Raw genomic sequence first — 20,682 nt, forward strand, 5'->3', positions numbered from 1 at the left:
ACTTTTTCACGCATCAGCCTTATAAAATTTGAACAACTGTAAAACACGTTTATTAGCATGACAACTGAAGCCAAAACCAACATCCTGCATACCGAGATCATTGACGGCGTTGCTGTGGTTACGCTCGACACGCCAGACGAAAAGGTAAACAAGCTCAATGAAGAGCTGATTGAGGAGTTTTCGGAGCTGTTGGACCGGCTGGAATCGGATGACTCCCTGAATGGAGCCCTTCTCGTAAGCGGGAAGGATGAAAATTTCATTGCGGGAGCCGATATCGAGATGTTCAAAACCCGAGATACTGCTGAAGAGATGGCGAAGCTGAGCTGGACGGGTCACGAGATCCTGCTGCGTGTCGAAAAATGCAAAAAACCGATCGTGGCCGGTATTCACGGATCATGCATGGGTGGCGGAACCGAACTGGCGCTAGCCTGCCACTACCGCATCGTCTCCGATCACAATGCCACAAAAATTGGTCTGCCCGAAGTTAAGCTGGGACTTCTCCCCGGAATGGGCGGCACCCAGCGTTTGCCCAGGCTAATAGGGATCCAGAAAGCGCTCACCTACATGCTTACCGGGAAAAATATGTACAGCTATCAGGCGCGAAAAACAGGTTTCGCAGACGAAGTTATTCATCAACACGCTATCCGGGATGCGGGGATCAAGGCTGTAAAAAAATTGCGGGACAAAAAGGCAGATCACCCAGACAAACGTTCATTCGCTGAAAAAGCCCTGGAGAGCAACCCCATCGGACGCAGTATCCTCTTTAACCAGGCGCTGAAACGTACCATGAAAGAGACGCGGGGTAATTACCCGGCTCCTCCCAAAATTATTGAGAGCGTAAAATACGGATTCAAAAACGGATTGGACGCAGGGCTTAAAAATGAATCCCTTTTGTTTGGCGAGTTGGCCGTGACTCCTGAATCGCGGGCCCTGGTGAACCTCTTTTTCGGTATGAATGCCGCCAAAAAGAACCCGCTTGACGATAAGAAGCGTGAGGTGAAGCGCATCGCAGTTCTGGGGGCCGGACTTATGGGCTCAGGTATTGCTGAAGTGAGTGCGGAAGAAGGGTATCATGTATGGCTGAAGGACCAGACCATGGAAAATGCCATGGAAGGCGAAGCGGAGATCGAGAAAAATCTCGAAAAAAAGGTTTCCAAGCGGATTCTCTCCTCTTTTGAGAAAGATGAAAAAATGAGCCTGATTCACCCCACCACCACCTACAACGGATTTGAGAATATCGACCTTGTGATTGAAGCCGTGTTTGAAGATCTGGACCTGAAGCAGAAAATCGTGAATGAAGTGGAGTCGGCAGGATCCGAAAACACCATCTTCGCCTCAAATACATCGTCGCTGCCGATCTCAGATATCGCTGCAAAATCTGAGCGGCCTGAACAGATTATCGGTATGCACTACTTTTCGCCGGTTCAGAAGATGCCCCTACTGGAGATCATCAAAACGGATAAAACAGCCGATTGGGTTACTGCTACTGCGTTTGAGGTTGGGCTGAAACAAGGGAAAACCGTTATTGTTGTGAATGACGGCCCCGGATTCTATACCACCAGAATTCTTGCCCCATTTATGAATGAAGCGCTTCTGCTTCTCGAGGAGGGAGCCTCCATTGAACAGCTCGACAGTGCCATGAAGGATTTTGGTTTCCCGGTAGGTCCCGTTGCCCTGTTTGATGAGGTGGGAATCGATGTGGGAGCGCACGTTGCCGACACACTAAGCGACATTTTCGAAGAGCGTGGTGCAAAAACCAGCAAGAAGGCTGCGGAACTGGTGGATAAAGGCTACAAGGGAAGAAAGAACGGCAAAGGCTTTTACGTATATGAGTCCGGTTCGGGTGATAAGAAAAAGAAAAAAGAGGTCAATACGGAGATCTACTCCTTCTTTGGAGGATCTGACCGCAGGTCGTTTCCTGAAAATGAAATCCAGAAGCGGCTGACTCTGATGATGGTAAATGAGGCTGTTTACTGTCTGCAGGAGAATATTCTGCAAAGTGCGACAGACGGTGATCTGGGTGCCATACTCGGCTTGGGATTCCCGCCCTTTCTGGGAGGACCGTTTCGCTACATCGACCATGAAGGCCCGGACAAGATCATCGAATGGATGAGTACCCTTCAAAATGATCACGGCGACCGGTTCAAACCTGCCGGTTTGCTGATTGATAAGAACAAAAGCGGTAGGCGGTTTCACCCGGAGTGACCAGCCCTGATTGAATAGAGTCTGCCGTTAACAATCAATCGGTTTCAAATGCAATTGGGAAACCGGGCCTTTGAAGATGCGTGCCTTTGCGTTCCCCGGGCTTCCTTGAATCACATAATCATGACTGCAGTCGCTTGTTGAGATAATCGCTTCAAAAAAAGTTCCTGCATAATTGCTCCATAGGGAATCTCCCGATTCTCACGTTCGGGAGCGCTCCATACCCTTTCTGCAGCACTTTCCGTTAATTTCATAAACCATACGTAAACGTCTGTGAAACTATGCGAGAGCACGGTCGGGATTTTTCAAACGAAGTTGCATTGCGGGACACCCCGGACGGATAGAGAAACTGTAATATTGATCAAACCAAGGAGAAACCTATGAGACTAAAAGGAAAAACAGCCGTCATAACAGGAGGTGCCGGCGGAATCGGATTGGAGACAGCCAGGATTTTTTTGCAGGAAGGAGCGGAAGGCATTATGCTGATCGATCTGAATGAGGACCGGCTCAAAGATGCTGCAAAATCACTGGAATCGGAAAAAGTGTACTATTTTACAGCAGATGTTTCTGACAATGATGACGTAAAGGCGTATACCGAAAAAGCGATCGATAAGATGGGCAAAATCGATATCCTTTTCCTGAATGCAGGAATCGAAGGTGTGGTTAAGCCGCTTACAGAATATCCCGAAGAAATTTATGACAAAGTGCTGGCCGTAAATGTTAAAGGAGTCTGGCTCGGGCTGAAGCACGGTTTCCCGCATATGAAGAAAAACGGCGGAGGGAGCGTGATCATCACGTCATCTGTTGCAGGCATGCAGGGTACACCCAACGTAATGGCGTATGTAACCAGTAAGCATGCCGTTATTGGCTCTATGCGCGTAGCAGCCCTTGAGGGTGCCGCAGATGGCATCCGTGTAAACTCCATTCACCCATCACCGGTGGACAACCGTATGATGAGGTCGCTGGAAGAGGGATTTGCACCGGGCGAAGCAGAACAGGCAAAAAAAGGTTTCGAGCAGATGATTCCGCTCGGACGCTATGCCACTAACGACGAAATCGCTACGGCGGCGCTCTTTTTGGCATCAGACGACAGCAAGTTCATAACCGGTGCCATACTTCCTGTTGACGGCGGTCTTACAGTCTGACAGATCCTGCCCCTGCCGGCGGCGTCCGGCCCTGAAAGTCAGGAAGCAGCCCGCAACAGGGAGGCAGAGGCATTTTATAGATTTATCTGTCACCAGATGAATAGCTGTGTAAATACATGAAGATGGAGTGAAAATGAAAGAGTTCTGGAATGACAGGTATTCCACCGAAAGCTATGTTTACGGCAAGGAGCCCAATCGTTTCTTCAGGAAACAGATTGACAGTCTGAAGCCCGGACAACTTCTATTGCCGGGTGAAGGAGAAGGCAGGAATGCGGTATATGCAGCAAAAAAGGGATGGGAGGTTACGGCATTTGATTACAGTGAACAGGCCAAAAAGAAAGCGCTGGATTTTGCGCGGGCAGAAGGTGTCTCGATTCAATATGAAATCCGTTCAGCGGATGATTGGAAAGAGAATAAGGCAACATTTGATGCGGCAGCCCTCATTTTTGTTCACCTGCCGAAAGATATCTTTAAGCAGCTTATTGAGAAGATTTTGGTTTCTCTAAAAAGCGGTGGCAAGCTGATCATAGAGGGGTATTCTGTTGCGCAGCTGGGCCATGATTCAGGTGGTCCCAAAGACCCGGATTTGCTATATGATGCAAAGCATCTTCGATCCCTTTTGGAACCCACAGAAATCAATCTTTTTGAAGAAATTGAAACGGACCTGGATGAAGGCAGTTATCACCGGGGTAAAGCGATGGTGATTCGGGCTGTTGTCACAATTCCATGAATGATCCATTGGGGCATCAGGACAGATGTGAGATTGGGTTTTGCCAAGGCTCATCTGTTCGTCGCGAGGCGAAACACGGAAGCAGACACAGAACGCTCAAAGTGTCCGGATTTATTAACCATGTGTAAAAATCGGGATTAAACAATTGCCAATCTCCGAAAGGTCCCGTCAACATCGGTCGTAAATGGTTGCTGGAATCAACAATCCATCCCCTGACCGCATATTCAACGCCTCCGGCGTTGCGGGGGCAGGACTCTGCCCCACCCCGGGCTTTCACCCGGGGCTATTTACGTTGATCCGCCATCCGATGGATCTATGGGTTAGTCTGGTGTCATGCTTCAGGAAACACAGGGTATGCATAGAATGTATTCACTCTCATTCCCAAAAAATCCAATTCGAAATAGATAACAAAGGCCGGCAAATACTTCTCACCGAGTTTTTCCCATTGCCAATCTTCACACCATCTTTCAATATTATCCGGACGCCGGGAGGCGTCCAATCTCATTAGCCCCGGGTGAAACCCGGGGTTAAACGATCGCATAAATCCGGCAACACCGGAGGTGTTGAATAGTGCGTGATTGCACATTCCCGGCCTGGACCGGTTGACAATACCAACACCTTTTCCATTGATTGTATGTTCAACGCCTTCGGTGTTGTAGGTGCAGGCGTCCTATCCTTCCCCGGGCTTCCGCCCGGGGCTAAGGACGTTGATCCGCCATCCGGCGGATCGGAGCAAGCAGCAGGTAATGTGCTTCAGGCATCAAGGGATCAATACAGATCAAATTCAGGTGCAGATATCGGGTTTCACCACCAGGGGGTTTGTTCAATTAATACACTCTATCCCGCATATAATCGGACGCCGAAGGTGTCCAATGTAATTAGCCCCGGGTGAAAACCCGGGGTAAATCAATAGCCGGGATACGGCAACACCGGAGGTGTTGAATGAAATGCGGAGGGCCGAAACCTGGTGAATATCCAGTTCCGTTCAGCGTAAACCGGACCCGGATAAAAATGTTACCAAACTGACCTAATCATCCAGGTCATCGATTCTCTCTTCAAGATGGTCCAGCTTATCCATAATCTCCTGAAGCAGGTGGATAATCATTACATGTGTTTTTTTGGCATCGATGCCAACCACGCTCTCTTCGCTGCCAATCATTTTTTCAATCTCCTTGTAGGCACTGTCTGATATATTCATGATCCTCATAATTATGGTTCTGTTCCAATTAAACCGGGTTCAGAATAAAGATTGTTGTATTGGGCTGAACCCGAACCCTTGCCGGATGGTTCTCTCACTCTTCAGCTTCAAAGCCGGCTCTCACCAGATCCTCAAATCCGCCCACATTATAAACATTTTCGAAGCCCTTGTTTTTCATCAGGCGTGCTGCCTGACCGCTGCGGTTGCCTGAGCGGCAGTAGAGATAGTAGGTTTTATCCATTTCAAGGTCATCCACATTCTCGTGAAATTCGCCTGAGTTAAAATCGTACAGCTTATCGGTCATTTCCAGGTGACCTTCATCATACTCCATCTTTGTTCGAACGTCGATCACCACTCCTCTCTCTTTTTCAAGCTTCTCCCTGAATTCGGAGGCGCTGATATCTATTCCGTCTGATCGTGTTAAAAAACTAAACATGCTCATTCTTTTTTATTTTTAATCCTTTTTCGATTTCTGTTCTGTTCTCAATATGTATTACTTATTCAATTCTTCTTTCATACCTGGCTAAACTGACAAGGCACTGTTCGCCTCATTCAGTATTGCAGGCATTAAAAGAACGTGTAGTAGAAGAAAAGGACGGAAACCACCAGAAATACGAGGGTCATGCCCCCTCCCGCCCTGAAATAGTCCTTTGTCTTGTATCCGCCGGCCGACATCATCAAAGCGTTCACCTGATGGGTTGGCAGTACAAATGAGTTCCCCGCATTCACTGCGGCGAGCAGCACGAGCGGACGCGGATCCACGCCCGCAATGGTGCCTATACCAACCACCAGCGGTGCCAGAACCACAACCGCTCCCACATTCGACATCACCAGTGAAAATCCGGTTGATAAAATGGCTACGGTAAACAGCAGTACCAGAAGGCTGCTGCCCTCTATTAAACTCATCACGTTTTCGGCCAGAAATTGCGCTGTACCGCTGTTCTGCATTGCGGTTCCCAACGGTATCAATCCTACAAGCAGAAAAACCACTTTCCACTCGATCGACTTATAGGCTTCCTGGATGGAGAGCACGTTCAGGAGCACCATCGCAACGGCGCCGGTCAAAAATGCAATGGAGATCGAAAATCCGCTCATGGCCAGCCCGATCGCAAGCAAAAAGCTGCCCGCGGCCTGCCATGTTTTAGACCGGTCCTTCACATCTGCAGTTACCGTTGTTGCCACCACAAACGGATCGGTATTTTGCAGTTCTTTGATGTTTCTCCAGGGGCCATAAATGATAAATGTATCACCGCCCCTGATTTTGTGATCAGAAAAATCGTCTTCAACCCGCTCCCCTTCGCTGAAGAGCATGATCGGTTCTACCGCATATCGCCTTCTCAGGGAAAACTCACGGATGGATTGTCCCACAAGATCCGAGCTTGGAGGTACAATCACCTCTACAAAACCGGCCTCTTCAGGATCATCAATACCTTCAAAAATAGTTTCATCATGTGTCTCTGTGAGGTTGTTCTCCTGCACGTAACGGTTCAGTTTCTCTGTATCGCCATACAAAGCCATGATATCTCCGGGTTGAAGAACCGTCTCTCTCCACGGACCATATTTTGTTTCATTTGCATCTCTCAGCGCCAGAATATTCACTCCGTGCCGGCTCCAGATTCCGCTCTCCTCAATTGTCTTTTCTGCCAATGCTGAGATCGGCTCCACCCTGAAATAGCGAATATCTTTTTTCAGGCTGAATGCGTCCATGATTTTTTCCTGCTCGGTTTTATCCACTGCACCCTCGGATGAACCCTGCGGCAAGAAGTATTTTCCAAGAAGTACGAAGAACAGGATAGCGGCAACCAGCAGTGCCACGCCCACCGGAGTTACAGCAAAAAGGCCGTAGGGGTCAAGACCTGCATTTGCAAGCAAATCGTTTGTCAGAATAAGATGGCCGGAACCAACCATGGTCAGTGTACCCCCGATAATGGCTGCAAAGCCAATCGGCATGATCAAAACGGATGCCGACACTTTGATGCGGCGTGCAATATCCATAATACTGGGAAGAAACAGCGCTGCAGCACCAATGTTCTGAATCACCCCGGAAAGCGTACCCACTGAAAGGGATAGTGATCCCAGGACCGACGATTTTTTCTTCCCAACCCTTTTCAGCAGCCATTTTGAAAAACGCGACATCATCCCGGTTCGGGCCACACCTTCACCCAATATCATTACTGCAATCATCGCCACCACTGCATTGCTCGAAAAACCGGCCAGCGCCTCTCCGGTGGTTAATATTCCCGACCAGCTAAGTGCAAGCATCGTTATCAGGGCCGTGACATCGATTCGTACAATTTCTGTCACCAGCATAAAGATGGTAAAACTCATGATGGTGAGTACGATGATAATTTCTGTTTCCATTACACTTTCTACGCCTCCTGTTGATATTTTATAGCGGAACAGCTGCAATGGATATCAGCTGTTGACTGCCGCTCTGTTTTCTCTGATTGATTCATTGTTAAATATTGGTCTGTAGAGGAGAAAATTTTCGCCGGAACTGTTTGTCTTTCTCTTTGTAAAATGAAACCGCGTCATCCACGTCAAAGAAGAAATTCTGTTCCCCCATTACCTCCTGAATGCCTGATTTTTTCAGCTTATCACGAACCGGTCCAATGGCTCCCGCAATAAAAAACTTCACACCTTTTTCCCTCACATTGCTGATCGTCTCCTCCAGCGCATGGATACCCGTTGAATCGATTGTGTTGATTGCAGACGCATCCAGAATAATCAGCTTCAGGCTGTCGCCGTGACGATCCATTCTTTGATTCAGTGTTTCCTGAAAATGCTCTACATTTGCAAAGTAGAGTGAGGAGTCGTAGCGATAAATCAGGATTTCGTCGTCTACATTGGCTTTTGTGTACCGCTCAATATTCCGGTATGTCTTTGTATCTCCCAGGCGGCCAAGTTCTGCACTGTGAGGCCTGGTTGTGCTGTAGATAACCAGTATCAGGGAGAGTACAACCCCAACCGCAATCCCCTCTTCAATCCCAAGGGCAAGCGTGGATATGAATGTGGTAAGAAGCATCGCCAGATCCCGCTTATCGGTTTTCCAAAGGTTTTTCATCTCCTTAAAATCAAACAAACCCGCAACCGCCACCATAATGATGGCCGCCAGAACCGCATTCGGCAGGTAGTAGAAGAGGGGTGTCAAAAATATAACGGTGAGTCCGATCAAAACAGCCGTGATCATGGAAGCCAGCGTTGTATTTGCACCGGCCTGATCGTTGACGGCAGTACGCGAAAACCCTCCGGTTACGGGAAATGACTGAAAAAAAGCACCGCCCAGATTGGCCCCACCCAATGCGATCAGTTCCTGATTCGCGTCCACCTTATACCCTTTTTTATTGGCAATGGCTTTGGCAACCGCGATTGATTCCATATAACTGACCAGGGAGATCACCAGAATGATTGATATGAGACTGGTGAAGTCGGAACTGCTCAATCCTGGAATTTCAAAGGATGGAAGACCGATGGGAACCGTGCCCACAATATCCACTCCGTTATTGCTGAGGCCCAGCAGTGCGGTGACTGCTGTTCCGATTACAACCACCACAAGCGCAGATGGAAACGTTTTTTTCCATCGTTTCAGAAGAATCAGGATGATGATGGAGCTAAAACCGATGAGTGCCGTATAGATACTGATCTCGGACGCATTCTGAATGGTGCCCGAAAGTATTTCAAACACCTGTTTTGTTCTGGGCAGGTCAAGCCCCAGAAGATTTTTTATCTGGCTTGCACCGATGATCAGCGCAGCTGCAGATGTAAATCCTGAAAGAACCGGGTGAGACAGGAAATTGACCAGGAATCCCATCCTGAATACTCCCATCAGAAACTGAACCAGCCCTACACCCAAAGCGGCCATAATAGCCAGATGTATAAACCGGTCGCTTCCGGGATCTGCCAGCTCCCCCACTCCCGCAACCACCAGAAGGGAGACCATGGCTACGGGACCAACTGCAAGCTGCCTGGATGTGCCAAATATGGCATAAATCAACAGCGGCACAATGGACGCGTACAATCCGTAAACGGGTGGCATGCCGGCGAGGATAGCGTAGGCCATACCCTGGGGCACAAGCATGATCGCAACCGTGATACCGGCAGAAAGGTCGCCGGATAATTTCTCACGGTCATAAGAGCGCAGTGTATCCACGATCGGCAAAAAACGGCCGAGCTTCTCCATCTCTATTCTTATTTCTTATTTTTTATTAATTCAGAACCGGGTTTTCCGACTGAAGTGTGATGCCTCCGGCCGGAAAACAACCGGTAACTGAAATCTGATCTCCGAGCTGTTTACGCAGGCTGTACCGCCTTGTATTTTTCGAAGTCGTCCTCGATTAGCGTCACGTCATATCCTTCTCTTTTAAGAAGTGCAGACGCTACGGCTGACCTTCCGCCCGTCATGCAATAGACAAGGTATTTTTTGCTTTTATCGAGTTCACTGAATCTTGGAAGCAGCCGTGTATGTGCGATGTTGATCGCTCCTTCCACTTTGCTTTCATCATACTCTGACGCTTTTCGAACATCAAGTATCTCTGTATCGGCATCTTTTTCTTCTACCGCGCTGAAATCGGTCGTGTCCAGTTTGGACAGTTCATTTCCCTGCTCCTTATAGAGCAAAAGGTCTCGTGCCGTAAAAAAGCCGGCAATATTGTCGAGACCGATTCTGTACAGGTCACGAACCGCTTCGGTCAGCTGATGCTCCTCAACCAATAAATAGATTTGCTGGTCTTCGGTGATATACGAGCCTGCAACAGTGTTGAATTGCTTGGTGAGGGGTGATAAAAGTGAGCCCGGGATATGGCCGCCTTCGTAATCATTTCTGTCACGCGTATCCAGAATCACTCCATCCTCTTTTGAAGCTGCAATCCCGACCTCCTTCAGGGTCATGCGCTTCACGGAAGGCAGTCCACCGATAAGGGCAGGACCGATTTTATTATCCCGTTTCATACGTGCGAAGTAAAGCGGCGGCTCCGGCTGACCTTCGAGTATAAATTTCACAAAATTGTCTTCGGAGGTCGCCGACTTCAGTGAGTTATTGTACCGAAGCTCATACCCGACCGTAGACTCCGGAATAGCACCGAGTGCTTTTCCACATGCGCTGCCTGCACCGTGACCCGGCCAGATCTGCATATACTCCGGCATGCTCTTGAACTGCTCCACGGTTTTATAGAGCGTACGAGCAGAAGGTTCCATAACGTCCTGCATTCCTGCGGCCGACTCCAGAAGGTCCGGGCGGCCAACGTCACCGACAAATACGAAGTCGCCGGTTGCCACTCCCATAGGCTCATCCGCGGCGGCGCCGTCGGTGATCAGGTAGCTCAAATGCTCCGGAGTATGTCCCGGAGTATGCCACGCTTTGATGGTAATGTTTCCGATTGAGAATGAATCCCCATCATTCAGCAACTCAAAGTCATAATCGCTGCCTTTGAGCCACTCATATTTCCAGTCCTTATCACCCTCGTCGGATGCGTAGACCTTCACTCCTCTTTCCGCAAACTCGCGAAGCCCGGAGATGTAGTCTGCATGAATGTGGGTGTCGGCGGCTGCAACGATCGTCAGTCCCTGGTCGGCAGCATGATCAATGTACTGATCAATGTCGCGCATGGGATCAATCACTACTGCGGTTCCGTTTGCCTGGCATCCAACCATGTAGGCGTACTGAGCCAGTTTGTCGTCGAAGAATTGTTTGAAATACATAGGTTTGTTCTTTTTGTCTTTTTTTGTTGTTGATATTCTTGCATGCGTCCCCTCTCGAGAGAGGACAGGTGATGAAGCGTTTAGCGAATCATCAGGGGTGTGTTTATTGGCCACGGAGGCACGGAATATGTTATGCTTTTTCCGTGCTTCTGTGACTTGAATCAATGCGGCAGTTTGTCGCGCAGCATGCCGTATGCATAGGTGCCGGCTATCGCAGATAAAATCGGGATAATCATAATGGTAAGCCCGCTGCCAAGCAGTGCGAACATGGGGCCTGGGCAGGCTCCAAGAAGCGCCCATCCGAGCCCGAATATGGATCCGCCAACGATATAGCGCGTCACCTGTTTCGGATCCTTCGGCGGTATCGTTATCGGGTTTCCATAAACATCCTTCATGTTCTTACGCTTGATAATTTGTACTGAGATGACCCCTACGATGACGGCGAGGCCAATAATCCCGTACATATGAATAGAGTCGAACCGGAACATCTCCTGAATCCTGAACCAGGATACCACTTCCGATTTAACCAGCACAAAGCCAAATGCGGTGCCGATCAGCAGATATTTAATGTATTCAGATAATTTCATGTCTTTCTTTGCAGTCTTATAAATTGAATGTCGTTTAGCCCAGAATAATCGGGTAGATGAAATAGGTCATCAGCAATCCGCCGATAAAGAAACCGATCACTGCGATCAGGGAGGCGAGCTGAAGGTCAGACAGGCCCGAAATGGCGTGTCCGGAGGTACATCCTCCCGCGTATCGTGCGCCGAATCCAACCAGGAATCCGCCCAGCACCAGTACAGTCAGCCCTACACCCGTTCCCAGCATCTCCCAGGCAAAAAGGTCATTAGGCACCAGGCCCCCGAAATCCTGTATTCCAAGCGCCTGCAGATCGCTGATCGTGCTCATGGAGAGAGCGATTGGCTCGGGGTTTTCAAATATATATCCACCGAGAAAACCTCCCAGTACGGACCCAACCAGAAACGTCAGGTTCCATTTGCCGGCTGTTTTCCAGTCGTAATTGAAAAACTCCACGTTCCCGAAGTTGCACGCGGCGCAGACGTGACGCAGGTTTGCTGACACGCCAAACATTTTACCGCCCAGCAGCAGAAGAATCGGTACGGTTAGTCCGATAATCGGACCGGCCACGTACCAGGGCCAGGGTTCATATAGAAAGTCAAACATGGTATTGCTTCAGTTGATTTTTTAATTGTTTCATCAAATATAGACAACTTGACACTACTTGTCAATACAAGTTGTATTTTTTGGTTTGTCCACCTCATTCGGCGATATAAACGAACATGAGTTTGCTATGCCCTGCCCCTCAGCATTCCGTACCAGTACATTTTGGGAAGCAGGTCTTTTTTCATGTGATACATGCTCCATCTTTCTTTGGCCTGGTTGATCGGAAATGAAGGTGTCATATTATTGTCATAATCAAATTCCGCCAGAATCAGTTTATTAAAGCCTGTGATAAGTGGACAGGAGCCGTAACCGTCATATCTAAGTGACGGATCAATTTCACCCTTTTGGATCAGCGAGACCAGATTTCCTGTAACCACCTTCGATTGCTTTCGTACTGCGGCTCCGGTTTTTGCATTGGGCGTGCTTCCGGCGTCTCCCAGGCTGAAGATATTGGGATAGCGATTATGCTGAAGCGAATACTTATCAACATCCACCCATCCTTCAGCGTCTGCAATGGGGCTCTTCTTGATAAATTCAGGCGCACTCATTGGCGGCGTTACATGAATCATATCAAAAGAAATCTCCTTTTCATCCACCGGCTTACCGTCTTTCAGAATGTCATAAACGGCTATTTTTTCATCCGCTTTAATCTCCTTCAGATTGTGTGTGAAATGTGTGGTTATACCGTACCGTTTAAGCACCGGCTGCAATGCTTCAGCTATCTCCGTAACCCCGAAAATCACCGTTCCTGCTGTTGTAAACCGCACATCAATATCATTAAGAATGCCTGCCTTTTTCCAGGTATCGCTCGCCAGATACATAATTTTCTGTGGAGCACCACCGCACTTGAACTTGGTTCCCGGTTGGGTAAAAAGTGCCGTTCCGCTCTTTGTGTTGTCAATACACTCTTTCACATAGTTTAGATTTCTGTAGGAGTAGATGCTGCAAATCTGGTTGCTGCCAAGCCCTTCCGCGAGGCCGGGAATGGCGTCCCAGTCAACCTGGATACCAGGTGCAACAATCAGGTAGTCGTAGGAGTACTGCGCGCCTGATCCCGTGATGACGATGTTTCGTTCCGGCTCAAATGCAGTTGCATAATCCCTTATCCAGGCGGTTTTATCGGGGATCACCTGCTCCATTGGTTTTTGAGAGTTTTCTTTCCCGATCACTCCTGCTCCCGAAAACGTCCACATCGGCTGATAATAATGTGTTTCTGATGGTTCCATGATCGCAATGTCAGGGTGCTTCAGCTTTTTGTGCAGCTGGGCAGCAACGGTTATCCCCGCCGAGCCGCCGCCGATAATCAGAAACTGATGGTGTGCAGCAAATGGTTTTGCGTCTTCTGAATCTACTTGTTTTCCTAAAATCGTTGTTAAATTTGCCATGGCAGTATGGATTGGTTATGGACTACATAAAATGTACAATTAATTACATGTATTAACAAGTATTGATGATTTGATTCGAATTCTCTATTTTGGATGAAAAAAGATGACATGCTGAAAAAAGGAGTACCACGCCACAGTCAGATATCCCAGTGGATTCGCAGCCAGATTGAGGAGGGTGTATTTGAGCCGGAAGAGAAACTGCCATCTGAAAACGAACTGGCAAAAAAATTTGATGTAAGCCGCGTCACCATCCGCAGAGCGCTTCAGTCGCTTGAAAGCGACGAGGTGATCTACAGATGCCAAGGGCTTGGTTCTTTTGTCAGCGACAAGCGTACTCCGCACAACCTCGTGCGCCTTACCGATTTTAATGAAGACATGGCAAAGGCAGGGCTGAAAGCTTCATCAAAAGTTCATGAATTTCGCGTAATTGAAGCTCCCTCCTGGCTGCTTGCCCCGCTTCAGATAGAGAAGGGCACCAAAGTAATGCAGATCGACCGCCTCAGGCTGGGCGACGGTGACCCTGTTGCATTCGATAGTACATGGCTCCCCATTCTTTACGGCCAGCTTCTGTCTGATGAAAAGCTGCGCAAATCAACCATTTATAAAATATTGGAAGAGGAGTATGATATTGAGGTGATCCGCGGAACCTATCGCTTTTCTGCAGATATTGCCGATGAAGTACTCTCAAAAGAGCTGAATATTGAAGCCGGCTCACCGCTACTGGTGATAGAGCGGTCTACATTTACCATGGGCAATAAGCCGGTCTATTTTCAGCGCCGCTACTACAGAACAGACAAGGTGATGTATGAAATGACCCTTGAACGATCTCAGGGTGCTGAAGGGAGCTTTGAAAACATGCCCCTTAAAGAGTTTGTACCTGTTTTTAATCCTTAAAAATAATATTACTATGAAACTCATTCTTCTTCTTTTTGCACTTACAGCCAATTTCATACCTCAAATTGACAGATCCGATTCAGGACTCTTCGTTGTTGTTACCTCAGCCGATGCGGAAACCCAGATGATGGCGATGGTACTTGCCACGCAATCCATCAATCAGGATGTAAACGTGCGCATTCTCTTATGCAGCGAAGCCGGTGAACTGGCTGTCAAAAACAGTGAATCACCCATGTTCGCCCCTCCAAACCGTTCTCCCAAACAGCTTCTGTCCGGCCTGATTGAGCGCGGGGCCGTTGTGGAAGTTTGCGGTATTTTTCTGCCTAACCGGGAGTACACCAGCGAAGATCTTATAGACGGTGTGGGCACCGCCAGTCCCCCGGAAGTTGCAGAGTATATGCGGGGTGAAGGAATCAGATACTTTACATTTTGATCTGCCATGCTTGAAAATCAACCAAACTGGGTAAAACTTGTATTAGTCTGCCTGATATGCCTTCTTATATTCAGCGCTATCGGGCTGATCATCAGTTATCTCACTTAACCCTAACCAAGCACTGACCGTGATGAAAAAAAACATGGGCAACCTCGACCGAACCCTCAGAGTCATGGTAGCAATTGTTATTGCCATTCTCTATTTCACAGGAACCATCTCAGGAACCCTTGCAATTATTCTGGGTGTCGTATCGGTGGCTTTTATACTGACCAGCATGGTGGGCACCTGTCCCGTCTATCTTCCTTTTGGCCTTTCTACCGTCAAAAATGACCGTTCTGATTAGTCATCATGACTGACTACCCCCGTAAAAAACTGATCATTGCAGGCGGGGGACATGCATCGCTGCCGTTAATTAAAATGGGGCGGTACTGGAAGGGGAAAAACCTGTCTGTCACTCTGGTATCTGCTGAAAATTACCTTGTGTATTCCGGCGCCCTTCCCCAGTACCTGGGCGGCTTTTACAAATGGGAGGAGACAGCCATCAATCTCGAAGAGCTCTGCAGCCGATATGGTGTGGAGTTTATCAGGGCACGGGTGGGTTCAGTGAACCGCCAAAAAAACACTATCGGGATTGATGCGGGTAATGAACTTTCGTTTGATTATCTGCTGATTAACGTAGGTGTAAAAACGTCGGGTTACTCAAGCGGTGATAAGATCTACCCCGTAAAACCGATGTCTGCACTGATTGACCTCAAAAAAAAGCTTGAATCCGGCGACTGCAGAAAACTGATGATTCTTGGCGGGGGAGCTGCCGGAACGGAGATTGCCCTGAACCTGTCGCATCCAAACTGCACGTATCGCCCTGCTATTACGATTATTGAAAAAGAGAATAGCCTGCTGAGCGGTTTTCCTCAAAAGGCATCTATCAATGCGGAGCACATCCTGAGAAACCGCGGCGTTGAGGTTCTTACAGGGAATACATTCAAAAAAAGTGACACAGAACCATTTGATGCGGTAATTATGGCAACCGGAAATGAGCCGGAGAGCGTGAATATCAGCCATAATTTTAAAACGGGGTCCGGCAACCGGCTTCTTACTGACAGAACATTGCTGGTTACGGGATCAGACTGCATTTTTGCAGCCGGTGACACCGCTGATGTTGACGGTGCGGACTTCTCACAGATTGGCGTACATGCAGTGAAACAGGGAAAAACACTCCGCGCCAACATTGAGTCGCTGCTTGACCGAAAACCGCTGAACAAATACTCTCCGTACTCTATTAATCCGCTTATTATTTCGGATGGCCCCGATCGCGCAATTTTCACTGCGGCTGGTCTTTCCGTAACGGGTCGTGCGCCGGCAGTAATGAAATATGTACTCGACATGAAATGGCTCGAAAAATATACAATGGAACCGGAAAACCGCCGCCCTGTCTACATGCTCTTAAAAGACGGTATGGACAGATCCTCCGATTGACGGTTTAACCTTTGAATACCCGCCTCATAAATCTCTTTTTGGCGGGTTACTGGCACATTGCTCCCCGATGGAGAATACGCTATCTTTGAAAGCCAAACGATTATTCACCATTTTAATCAAACAAAACGATGCAAATTTCCACTATTTATTTCCTGATGGGCAACCCGGAGGGCGGCGGTGACGGTGCCATCATTAATCTGCTTTTTCTTGGAGCCCTCTTTTTTGTCTTTTACTTCTTCATCATTCGTCCGCAGAGCAAGCGTCAGAAAGAGGTGCAGAAGAAAGTGAGCGAAATGAAAAAGGGAGACAAGGCAGTTACCTCCGGCGGCATGATCGGTATTGTGAACACCATAGACGAAGAGACTGTTCTACTGGAGATCGACAGCGGCGTCAAAGCCCGTTTTCAGAAAGGGTCCATTACGGATGTAAATCCCGGAAAGAACAAGTGAGGGATTGATGAATGATCATTCATTATTGATTAATTGAATTTGTCTGAGTATCAATTTCCCGTTTAATCATAGTCGAACACACCCCTAAATCCCCTCTCGAGAGGGGACTTTAGAATTTTCCCTCTACATAAATCCATGCCAATAACTCCATTCCATAGCATTCCCGACGCCATTGAGGACATCCGTGCGGGTAAGATGATCATCGTAGTGGACGATGAAGACCGGGAAAATGAGGGGGATTTTCTGATGGCGGCCGATAAGGTATCGCCTGAGGCTGTCAATATCATGGTAAAGCACGGACGCGGATTGGTGTGTGTTCCTATCACAAGGCACCGAGCCCACGAGCTGAACCTGGACTATATGGTTACCGAGGGAGCTGATCCCGATGAAGCAGCTTTCACCATCTCGGTTGATCACAAAAAGCTTACGACCACCGGCATTTCCGCACCCGACAGGGCCAACACGATCAGGGAGCTGATCAACCCAAAGGCGAGCCCCACCGATTTTCGTCGTCCGGGACATGTATTTCCACTGATTGGCGTGGATGGCGGGGTTTTGCGCCGCGCCGGTCATACAGAAGCAGCCATAGACCTTGCCCGGCTTGCCGGAAGTGCGCCGGCTGGAATCATCTGTGAAATCATGCATGATGACGGAGAAATGGCCCGCCTGCCCGAACTAATCGGACTCTCACGGAAGTTCGACTTGAAGCTCATCACGATCAAGGACCTCATTGCATACCGGATGAAGCATGAGTCTCTCGTTAAAAATGTGATGAGCGTGGATATGCCCACCATTTACGGTGATTTCATGCTGCATGTATTTGAGGAGAAACTTACAGGTGAAAATCATCTTGCATTCACAAAAGGTGAATGGACTGAAGAGGATTCGGTTCTGACCCGGGTGCACGCAGCCAACATGCTCGCAGACATTTTTGGCAGCAAAAGAAGCGACAAAACCGGCCTCCTGCATCAGAGCTTCCGGATGATTGAAAAAGAGGACCGCGGCGTTGTTCTATACATGGATCAGATGAGCCATGAGCGCAATATTGTTGACCAGATCCGCGCCATGAAACTCCAGGAAGAGGGCCACACAAAAGATGAGATCCGCCAGAAACTGGGCGCCAAGATGGACTCCAGGGATTATGGCGTGGGCGCACAAATTCTCCACTCTTTGGGCATCCGCAAACTGAGGCTTCTTACCAATAACCCTGTAAAGCGGGTTGGTCTCAACAGTTTCGGGCTTGAAATGGTAGAAGAGGTATCAATCCCGGTTGATCATATCGACACAGATCATCCCGACGAAAAACTGGACAAACCGGTTAAGAAAGAGGGCTTTTTGAAGCGCTTGATGCTGGAGTGAGGAATGGGAGTTTTGAGTGTTTAGTTTTGGGTTTTGAGTTGGAAATACCAATGACCCAATCCCAAATTCCAAATTTAAAACCAGTGCTATTTTAATCAGCCCGTCTCACGTCTGCCTTTTGCCTTTTGCTTTCTAAGAAATTTTAAGTCAAATTCCCTGCGAAAAAACGATGGTGCGCCTGCCAGAAACGATGATTCTGCGCTCAAGATGCGCTTTGACCGCCCTTGACAGAACAATCCTTTCAATATCCCTTCCAATCTGCTTTAAGCTTTTTGGCTCCATTTCGTGATTTACGCGTTCCACGTCCTGTTCGATGATTGGACCTTCATCCAGATCTTCCGTCGCATAATGCGCAGTGGCTCCAATCATTTTTACTCCGCGCTGATGAGCCCGTTCATATGGATTTCCACCCTGAAATGCCGGCAAAAAAGCATGATGTATATTGATGATTCGCTCTTCATACTCGTCCACAAACTGGGGCGATAGCACCTGCATGTATCTGGCGAGTACAACCAGATCGATGTGATGCCTTTTTAGTATTTGTCTTATTTGTGCCTCTTGTGAAGTCTTATCACCGTTTTTAATTGGCAGACAGTGAAAGGGTACACGAAACTGATCCGCAACTGATTCAAGGTCGGGATGATTGCTTATGATCACTGGAATTTCGCAGTCCATCTCATTTTCTTTCCATCTCAGAAGCAAATCGTAAAGACAGTGAGATGTTTTAGAAACCAGTATCGCCATCTTCTGCACTGCATCAGAGTAATGTACTGACCATTGCAGCCCGAAATGGTTTCCGAATTCATCAAACTCCTTCTCCAGCTGTTTCCTGGTAATCGTAAGGTCGTTGAGTACAACCTGCAGACGCATATAATAATGGCCGTTCAGTAGATCAGTATACTGCTGGCAACTCAGAATGTTAAAGTCTCTCTCATAAAAAAAGCTGCTTATCGAGGCCACAAGCCCCTTTTTGTCAGGGCATTGTATCAAAAAAGTAATGGTATGCCCGTTTCTTCCTGTTCCCATCTTAACTCTGTTTTTTTCTTTAGGAATTGCATACAAGCTATTAAAAACAAGTACCGTACAAAATTAAGGGTTGCTAATGCAATGGGGGAGACGGAAGACGGAATTTCAATGATCCAATCACAAATTCCAATCAATACCCCTAATCAGATTTTTCTCGCACAAGGGGGATCCCTGCGTGGCAGAGTTGCGCCACATAGTGATTTTTTCAGAGCTGAGTATCCTTCTGAGTTGTCCTTATTTTGTTAAAGGGAACGCTTGAAATTTCCCTCTGGAGAGGGGAAACGTGCAGTGAGCGTTTAGCGAACCAACGAGGGGTGTGTTCGGGTTTTGATACAAATCATGAATGTTTTTTGGTGTACAGGCTTCACGAAACACAACCCTAAATCCCCTCTCCAGAGGGGACTTTTCACTTTTGCCTTCTGCCCTCTGCCTTCTCCCTCAATTATCTTTCTCAGGATCGAGTGCTTCATCAATCATATCAGGTTCTTCAGATGTGCTTTCCGTTTGGGTACCGGATTCGTCTTCATCCAGCGGCATGATTTTTTTATGGAAAACCAGGAGGATGATAATTGATGTGCTGATGGCGATGTCGGCCACGTTGAATATGTAGGGAAAAACCGCCCAGTCGCCGATGGTTTTAGTGAAATGGATAAAATCGACCACATGGCCCTCCAAAACGCCCCCATACCCAAAGTAAAGGCCCATTAAGATGCGGTCTGTGATATTTCCCAATGCCCCGCCGACGATAAGTCCCATACAGGTGAGATAGCCCAGGTTGGCTTTATCCAGTGTAAACAAGATGTAGGTGACAATTCCAATAGTGGCTAATATGGCCACCACACTGATTACAGGTGTGGAAAGCCAGTCCATTCCCAGTGCCATACCAGGGTTTTTGGTGAAATTGAATGCAAGCCACCCTTCAATGATCTCCTTATTCTGAAGATCCGGTGAATTCAGTATTATCCTTTTGGTGACCTGGTCTGCAATGAGAACCAGAACGGCAGGAGTAAACAGAAAAAGGTATTTTTTTGCTCGCAGCGACAATATGGTAGACCTATCCTTGTGCCTGATGATTTTCAGTTATGGCAGATGCGACCATTACCGCCGTTTCAGCTTTGCTTCAATACTGAGCTGTGTATGGGGAACGGCTTCGAGTCTGCCCTTTGCAATCTTCTTGCCGGTAACTTTGCAAACACCATAGGTTTTGTTGTCGATGCGTTTCAGGGCATCGTCCAGATAGCGGACAAACTTTTTGGTTCGGTTAAAGAGCATATAGGTTTTTTCACGCTCCTGGGCATCGGTTCCGGCATCTGCCATATGGAAGGAGTAGGCCGACTCATCCGAAGCATTTTCCATGCTTTCCCGCAACAGATTTTGCAGTGTATTGAGCTCCTGTTCGGCCTCATCTCTCTTTTTCAGAATGATTTTCCTGAAATATTCCAGTTCCTCATCGTTGTAGGGTGAAATTCTTTCCGGGTTTTTGGAATCTTTTGAAGATGCCAT

Annotated in this window: 20 protein-coding genes; 9 read left to right on the forward strand and 11 right to left on the reverse strand. The window is 47.9% G+C overall.

What is annotated here, in order from left to right:
* Window positions 1-57 precede the first annotated feature (57 nt).
* From fadJ to DDZ15_RS02205, 3 genes are all read left to right on the forward strand, one after another.
* Window positions 58-2,205: a fatty acid oxidation complex subunit alpha FadJ gene (gene fadJ, locus DDZ15_RS02195; protein ID WP_109644387.1), complete on the forward strand. Its 2,148-nt coding sequence runs from the start codon at window positions 58-60 to the stop codon at window positions 2,203-2,205.
* 377 nt (window positions 2,206-2,582) lie between these two features.
* Entirely contained in the window at window positions 2,583-3,347 is a 765-nt protein-coding gene (locus tag DDZ15_RS02200; protein WP_109644389.1) for an SDR family NAD(P)-dependent oxidoreductase, read from the forward strand.
* 133 nt (window positions 3,348-3,480) lie between these two features.
* Window positions 3,481-4,077, forward strand: a complete 597-nt coding sequence (locus DDZ15_RS02205; protein ID WP_109644392.1) for an SAM-dependent methyltransferase — start codon at window positions 3,481-3,483, stop codon at window positions 4,075-4,077.
* A gap of 1,027 nt (window positions 4,078-5,104) precedes the next feature.
* Here DDZ15_RS02205 and DDZ15_RS16790 read toward each other — a convergent pair.
* The 8 genes from DDZ15_RS16790 to DDZ15_RS02255 form a co-directional block, all read right to left on the reverse strand.
* Window positions 5,105-5,275, reverse strand: coding sequence for a hypothetical protein (locus DDZ15_RS16790; protein WP_199222855.1), 171 nt, complete (start codon window positions 5,273-5,275; stop codon window positions 5,105-5,107).
* A gap of 94 nt (window positions 5,276-5,369) precedes the next feature.
* Window positions 5,370-5,711, reverse strand: coding sequence for a rhodanese-like domain-containing protein (locus DDZ15_RS02225; RefSeq protein ID WP_199222856.1), 342 nt, complete (start codon window positions 5,709-5,711; stop codon window positions 5,370-5,372).
* A 131-nt stretch (window positions 5,712-5,842) separates the two neighbouring features.
* Window positions 5,843-7,636, reverse strand: a complete 1,794-nt coding sequence (locus DDZ15_RS02230; RefSeq protein WP_109644792.1) for an SLC13 family permease — start codon at window positions 7,634-7,636, stop codon at window positions 5,843-5,845.
* Window positions 7,637-7,733: 97 nt separating this feature from the next.
* Window positions 7,734-9,455, reverse strand: coding sequence for a SulP family inorganic anion transporter (locus DDZ15_RS02235; RefSeq protein ID WP_109644401.1), 1,722 nt, complete (start codon window positions 9,453-9,455; stop codon window positions 7,734-7,736).
* Window positions 9,456-9,565: 110 nt separating this feature from the next.
* On the reverse strand, window positions 9,566-10,972 hold the full coding sequence (locus DDZ15_RS02240) for an MBL fold metallo-hydrolase (protein WP_109644403.1): 1,407 nt from the start codon (window positions 10,970-10,972) through the stop codon (window positions 9,566-9,568).
* A 161-nt stretch (window positions 10,973-11,133) separates the two neighbouring features.
* Window positions 11,134-11,559: a DUF6691 family protein gene (locus DDZ15_RS02245; protein ID WP_109644405.1), complete on the reverse strand. Its 426-nt coding sequence runs from the start codon at window positions 11,557-11,559 to the stop codon at window positions 11,134-11,136.
* A 34-nt stretch (window positions 11,560-11,593) separates the two neighbouring features.
* Entirely contained in the window at window positions 11,594-12,157 is a 564-nt protein-coding gene (locus tag DDZ15_RS02250) for a YeeE/YedE family protein (protein WP_109644407.1), read from the reverse strand.
* Window positions 12,158-12,282: 125 nt separating this feature from the next.
* Complete coding sequence (locus DDZ15_RS02255; protein ID WP_109644409.1) at window positions 12,283-13,542, reverse strand: NAD(P)/FAD-dependent oxidoreductase; 1,260 nt, start codon at window positions 13,540-13,542, stop codon at window positions 12,283-12,285.
* 93 nt (window positions 13,543-13,635) lie between these two features.
* On the opposite strand from DDZ15_RS02255, the gene DDZ15_RS02260 reads away from it, so the two are divergent.
* The 6 genes from DDZ15_RS02260 to ribB all read left to right on the forward strand — a co-directional run bounded on the left by DDZ15_RS02260 (window position 13,636) and on the right by ribB (window position 18,153).
* Entirely contained in the window at window positions 13,636-14,436 is an 801-nt protein-coding gene (locus tag DDZ15_RS02260) for a GntR family transcriptional regulator (RefSeq protein ID WP_199222857.1), read from the forward strand.
* A 13-nt stretch (window positions 14,437-14,449) separates the two neighbouring features.
* The gene (locus tag DDZ15_RS02265) at window positions 14,450-14,869 is read left to right on the forward strand and encodes a DsrE family protein (RefSeq protein WP_109644411.1); all 420 of its coding nucleotides are present in this window, start codon (window positions 14,450-14,452) and stop codon (window positions 14,867-14,869) included.
* 130 nt (window positions 14,870-14,999) lie between these two features.
* Window positions 15,000-15,212 carry a YgaP family membrane protein gene (locus DDZ15_RS02270; protein ID WP_109644413.1) on the forward strand — a complete coding sequence of 71 codons (213 nt, stop codon included), beginning with the start codon at window positions 15,000-15,002 and terminating at the stop codon, window positions 15,210-15,212.
* A gap of 5 nt (window positions 15,213-15,217) precedes the next feature.
* Window positions 15,218-16,345, forward strand: a complete 1,128-nt coding sequence (locus DDZ15_RS02275) for an NAD(P)/FAD-dependent oxidoreductase (protein WP_109644414.1) — start codon at window positions 15,218-15,220, stop codon at window positions 16,343-16,345.
* Between the two features lie 128 nt (window positions 16,346-16,473).
* Window positions 16,474-16,794 (forward strand): preprotein translocase subunit YajC, encoded by a 321-nt coding sequence (gene yajC / locus DDZ15_RS02280; protein WP_109644416.1) that lies wholly within the window; start codon window positions 16,474-16,476, stop codon window positions 16,792-16,794.
* Window positions 16,795-16,929: 135 nt separating this feature from the next.
* Window positions 16,930-18,153 (forward strand): 3,4-dihydroxy-2-butanone-4-phosphate synthase, encoded by a 1,224-nt coding sequence (gene ribB / locus DDZ15_RS02285; protein WP_109644418.1) that lies wholly within the window; start codon window positions 16,930-16,932, stop codon window positions 18,151-18,153.
* Between the two features lie 147 nt (window positions 18,154-18,300).
* Here ribB and purU read toward each other — a convergent pair whose 3' ends face one another.
* The 3 genes from purU to DDZ15_RS02300 form a co-directional block, all read right to left on the reverse strand.
* A complete protein-coding gene (purU, locus tag DDZ15_RS02290) occupies window positions 18,301-19,179 on the reverse strand; it encodes a formyltetrahydrofolate deformylase (RefSeq protein WP_109644420.1) in 879 nt (292 codons plus the stop codon).
* A gap of 438 nt (window positions 19,180-19,617) precedes the next feature.
* Window positions 19,618-20,223 (reverse strand): signal peptidase II, encoded by a 606-nt coding sequence (locus tag DDZ15_RS02295; RefSeq protein ID WP_242978851.1) that lies wholly within the window; start codon window positions 20,221-20,223, stop codon window positions 19,618-19,620.
* A gap of 54 nt (window positions 20,224-20,277) precedes the next feature.
* Window positions 20,278-20,682: a TraR/DksA family transcriptional regulator gene (locus tag DDZ15_RS02300; protein ID WP_109644422.1), complete on the reverse strand. Its 405-nt coding sequence runs from the start codon at window positions 20,680-20,682 to the stop codon at window positions 20,278-20,280.

Origin of the sequence: Rhodohalobacter mucosus (genome assembly GCF_003150675.1) — a bacterium.
Lineage (GTDB): Bacteria > Bacteroidota > Rhodothermia > Balneolales > Balneolaceae > Rhodohalobacter > Rhodohalobacter mucosus.

What these genes read in the sequence shown, in the direction of transcription:
- fadJ (WP_109644387.1), top strand. Translation starts at nt 58, where the DNA reads ATGACAACTGAAGCCAAAACCAACATCCTGCATACCGAGATCATTGAC.
- DDZ15_RS02200 (WP_109644389.1), top strand. Translation starts at nt 2,583, where the DNA reads ATGAGACTAAAAGGAAAAACAGCCGTCATAACAGGAGGTGCCGGCGGA.
- DDZ15_RS02205 (WP_109644392.1), top strand. Translation starts at nt 3,481, where the DNA reads ATGAAAGAGTTCTGGAATGACAGGTATTCCACCGAAAGCTATGTTTAC.
- DDZ15_RS16790 (WP_199222855.1), bottom strand. Translation starts at nt 5,275, where the DNA reads ATGAATATATCAGACAGTGCCTACAAGGAGATTGAAAAAATGATTGGC.
- DDZ15_RS02225 (WP_199222856.1), bottom strand. Translation starts at nt 5,711, where the DNA reads ATGTTTAGTTTTTTAACACGATCAGACGGAATAGATATCAGCGCCTCC.
- DDZ15_RS02230 (WP_109644792.1), bottom strand. Translation starts at nt 7,636, where the DNA reads ATGGAAACAGAAATTATCATCGTACTCACCATCATGAGTTTTACCATC.
- DDZ15_RS02235 (WP_109644401.1), bottom strand. Translation starts at nt 9,455, where the DNA reads ATGGAGAAGCTCGGCCGTTTTTTGCCGATCGTGGATACACTGCGCTCT.
- DDZ15_RS02240 (WP_109644403.1), bottom strand. Translation starts at nt 10,972, where the DNA reads ATGTATTTCAAACAATTCTTCGACGACAAACTGGCTCAGTACGCCTAC.
- DDZ15_RS02245 (WP_109644405.1), bottom strand. Translation starts at nt 11,559, where the DNA reads ATGAAATTATCTGAATACATTAAATATCTGCTGATCGGCACCGCATTT.
- DDZ15_RS02250 (WP_109644407.1), bottom strand. Translation starts at nt 12,157, where the DNA reads ATGTTTGACTTTCTATATGAACCCTGGCCCTGGTACGTGGCCGGTCCG.
- DDZ15_RS02255 (WP_109644409.1), bottom strand. Translation starts at nt 13,542, where the DNA reads ATGGCAAATTTAACAACGATTTTAGGAAAACAAGTAGATTCAGAAGAC.
- DDZ15_RS02260 (WP_199222857.1), top strand. Translation starts at nt 13,636, where the DNA reads ATGAAAAAAGATGACATGCTGAAAAAAGGAGTACCACGCCACAGTCAG.
- DDZ15_RS02265 (WP_109644411.1), top strand. Translation starts at nt 14,450, where the DNA reads ATGAAACTCATTCTTCTTCTTTTTGCACTTACAGCCAATTTCATACCT.
- DDZ15_RS02270 (WP_109644413.1), top strand. Translation starts at nt 15,000, where the DNA reads ATGAAAAAAAACATGGGCAACCTCGACCGAACCCTCAGAGTCATGGTA.
- DDZ15_RS02275 (WP_109644414.1), top strand. Translation starts at nt 15,218, where the DNA reads ATGACTGACTACCCCCGTAAAAAACTGATCATTGCAGGCGGGGGACAT.
- yajC (WP_109644416.1), top strand. Translation starts at nt 16,474, where the DNA reads ATGCAAATTTCCACTATTTATTTCCTGATGGGCAACCCGGAGGGCGGC.
- ribB (WP_109644418.1), top strand. Translation starts at nt 16,930, where the DNA reads ATGCCAATAACTCCATTCCATAGCATTCCCGACGCCATTGAGGACATC.
- purU (WP_109644420.1), bottom strand. Translation starts at nt 19,179, where the DNA reads ATGGGAACAGGAAGAAACGGGCATACCATTACTTTTTTGATACAATGC.
- DDZ15_RS02300 (WP_109644422.1), bottom strand. Translation starts at nt 20,682, where the DNA reads ATGGCATCTTCAAAAGATTCCAAAAACCCGGAAAGAATTTCACCCTAC.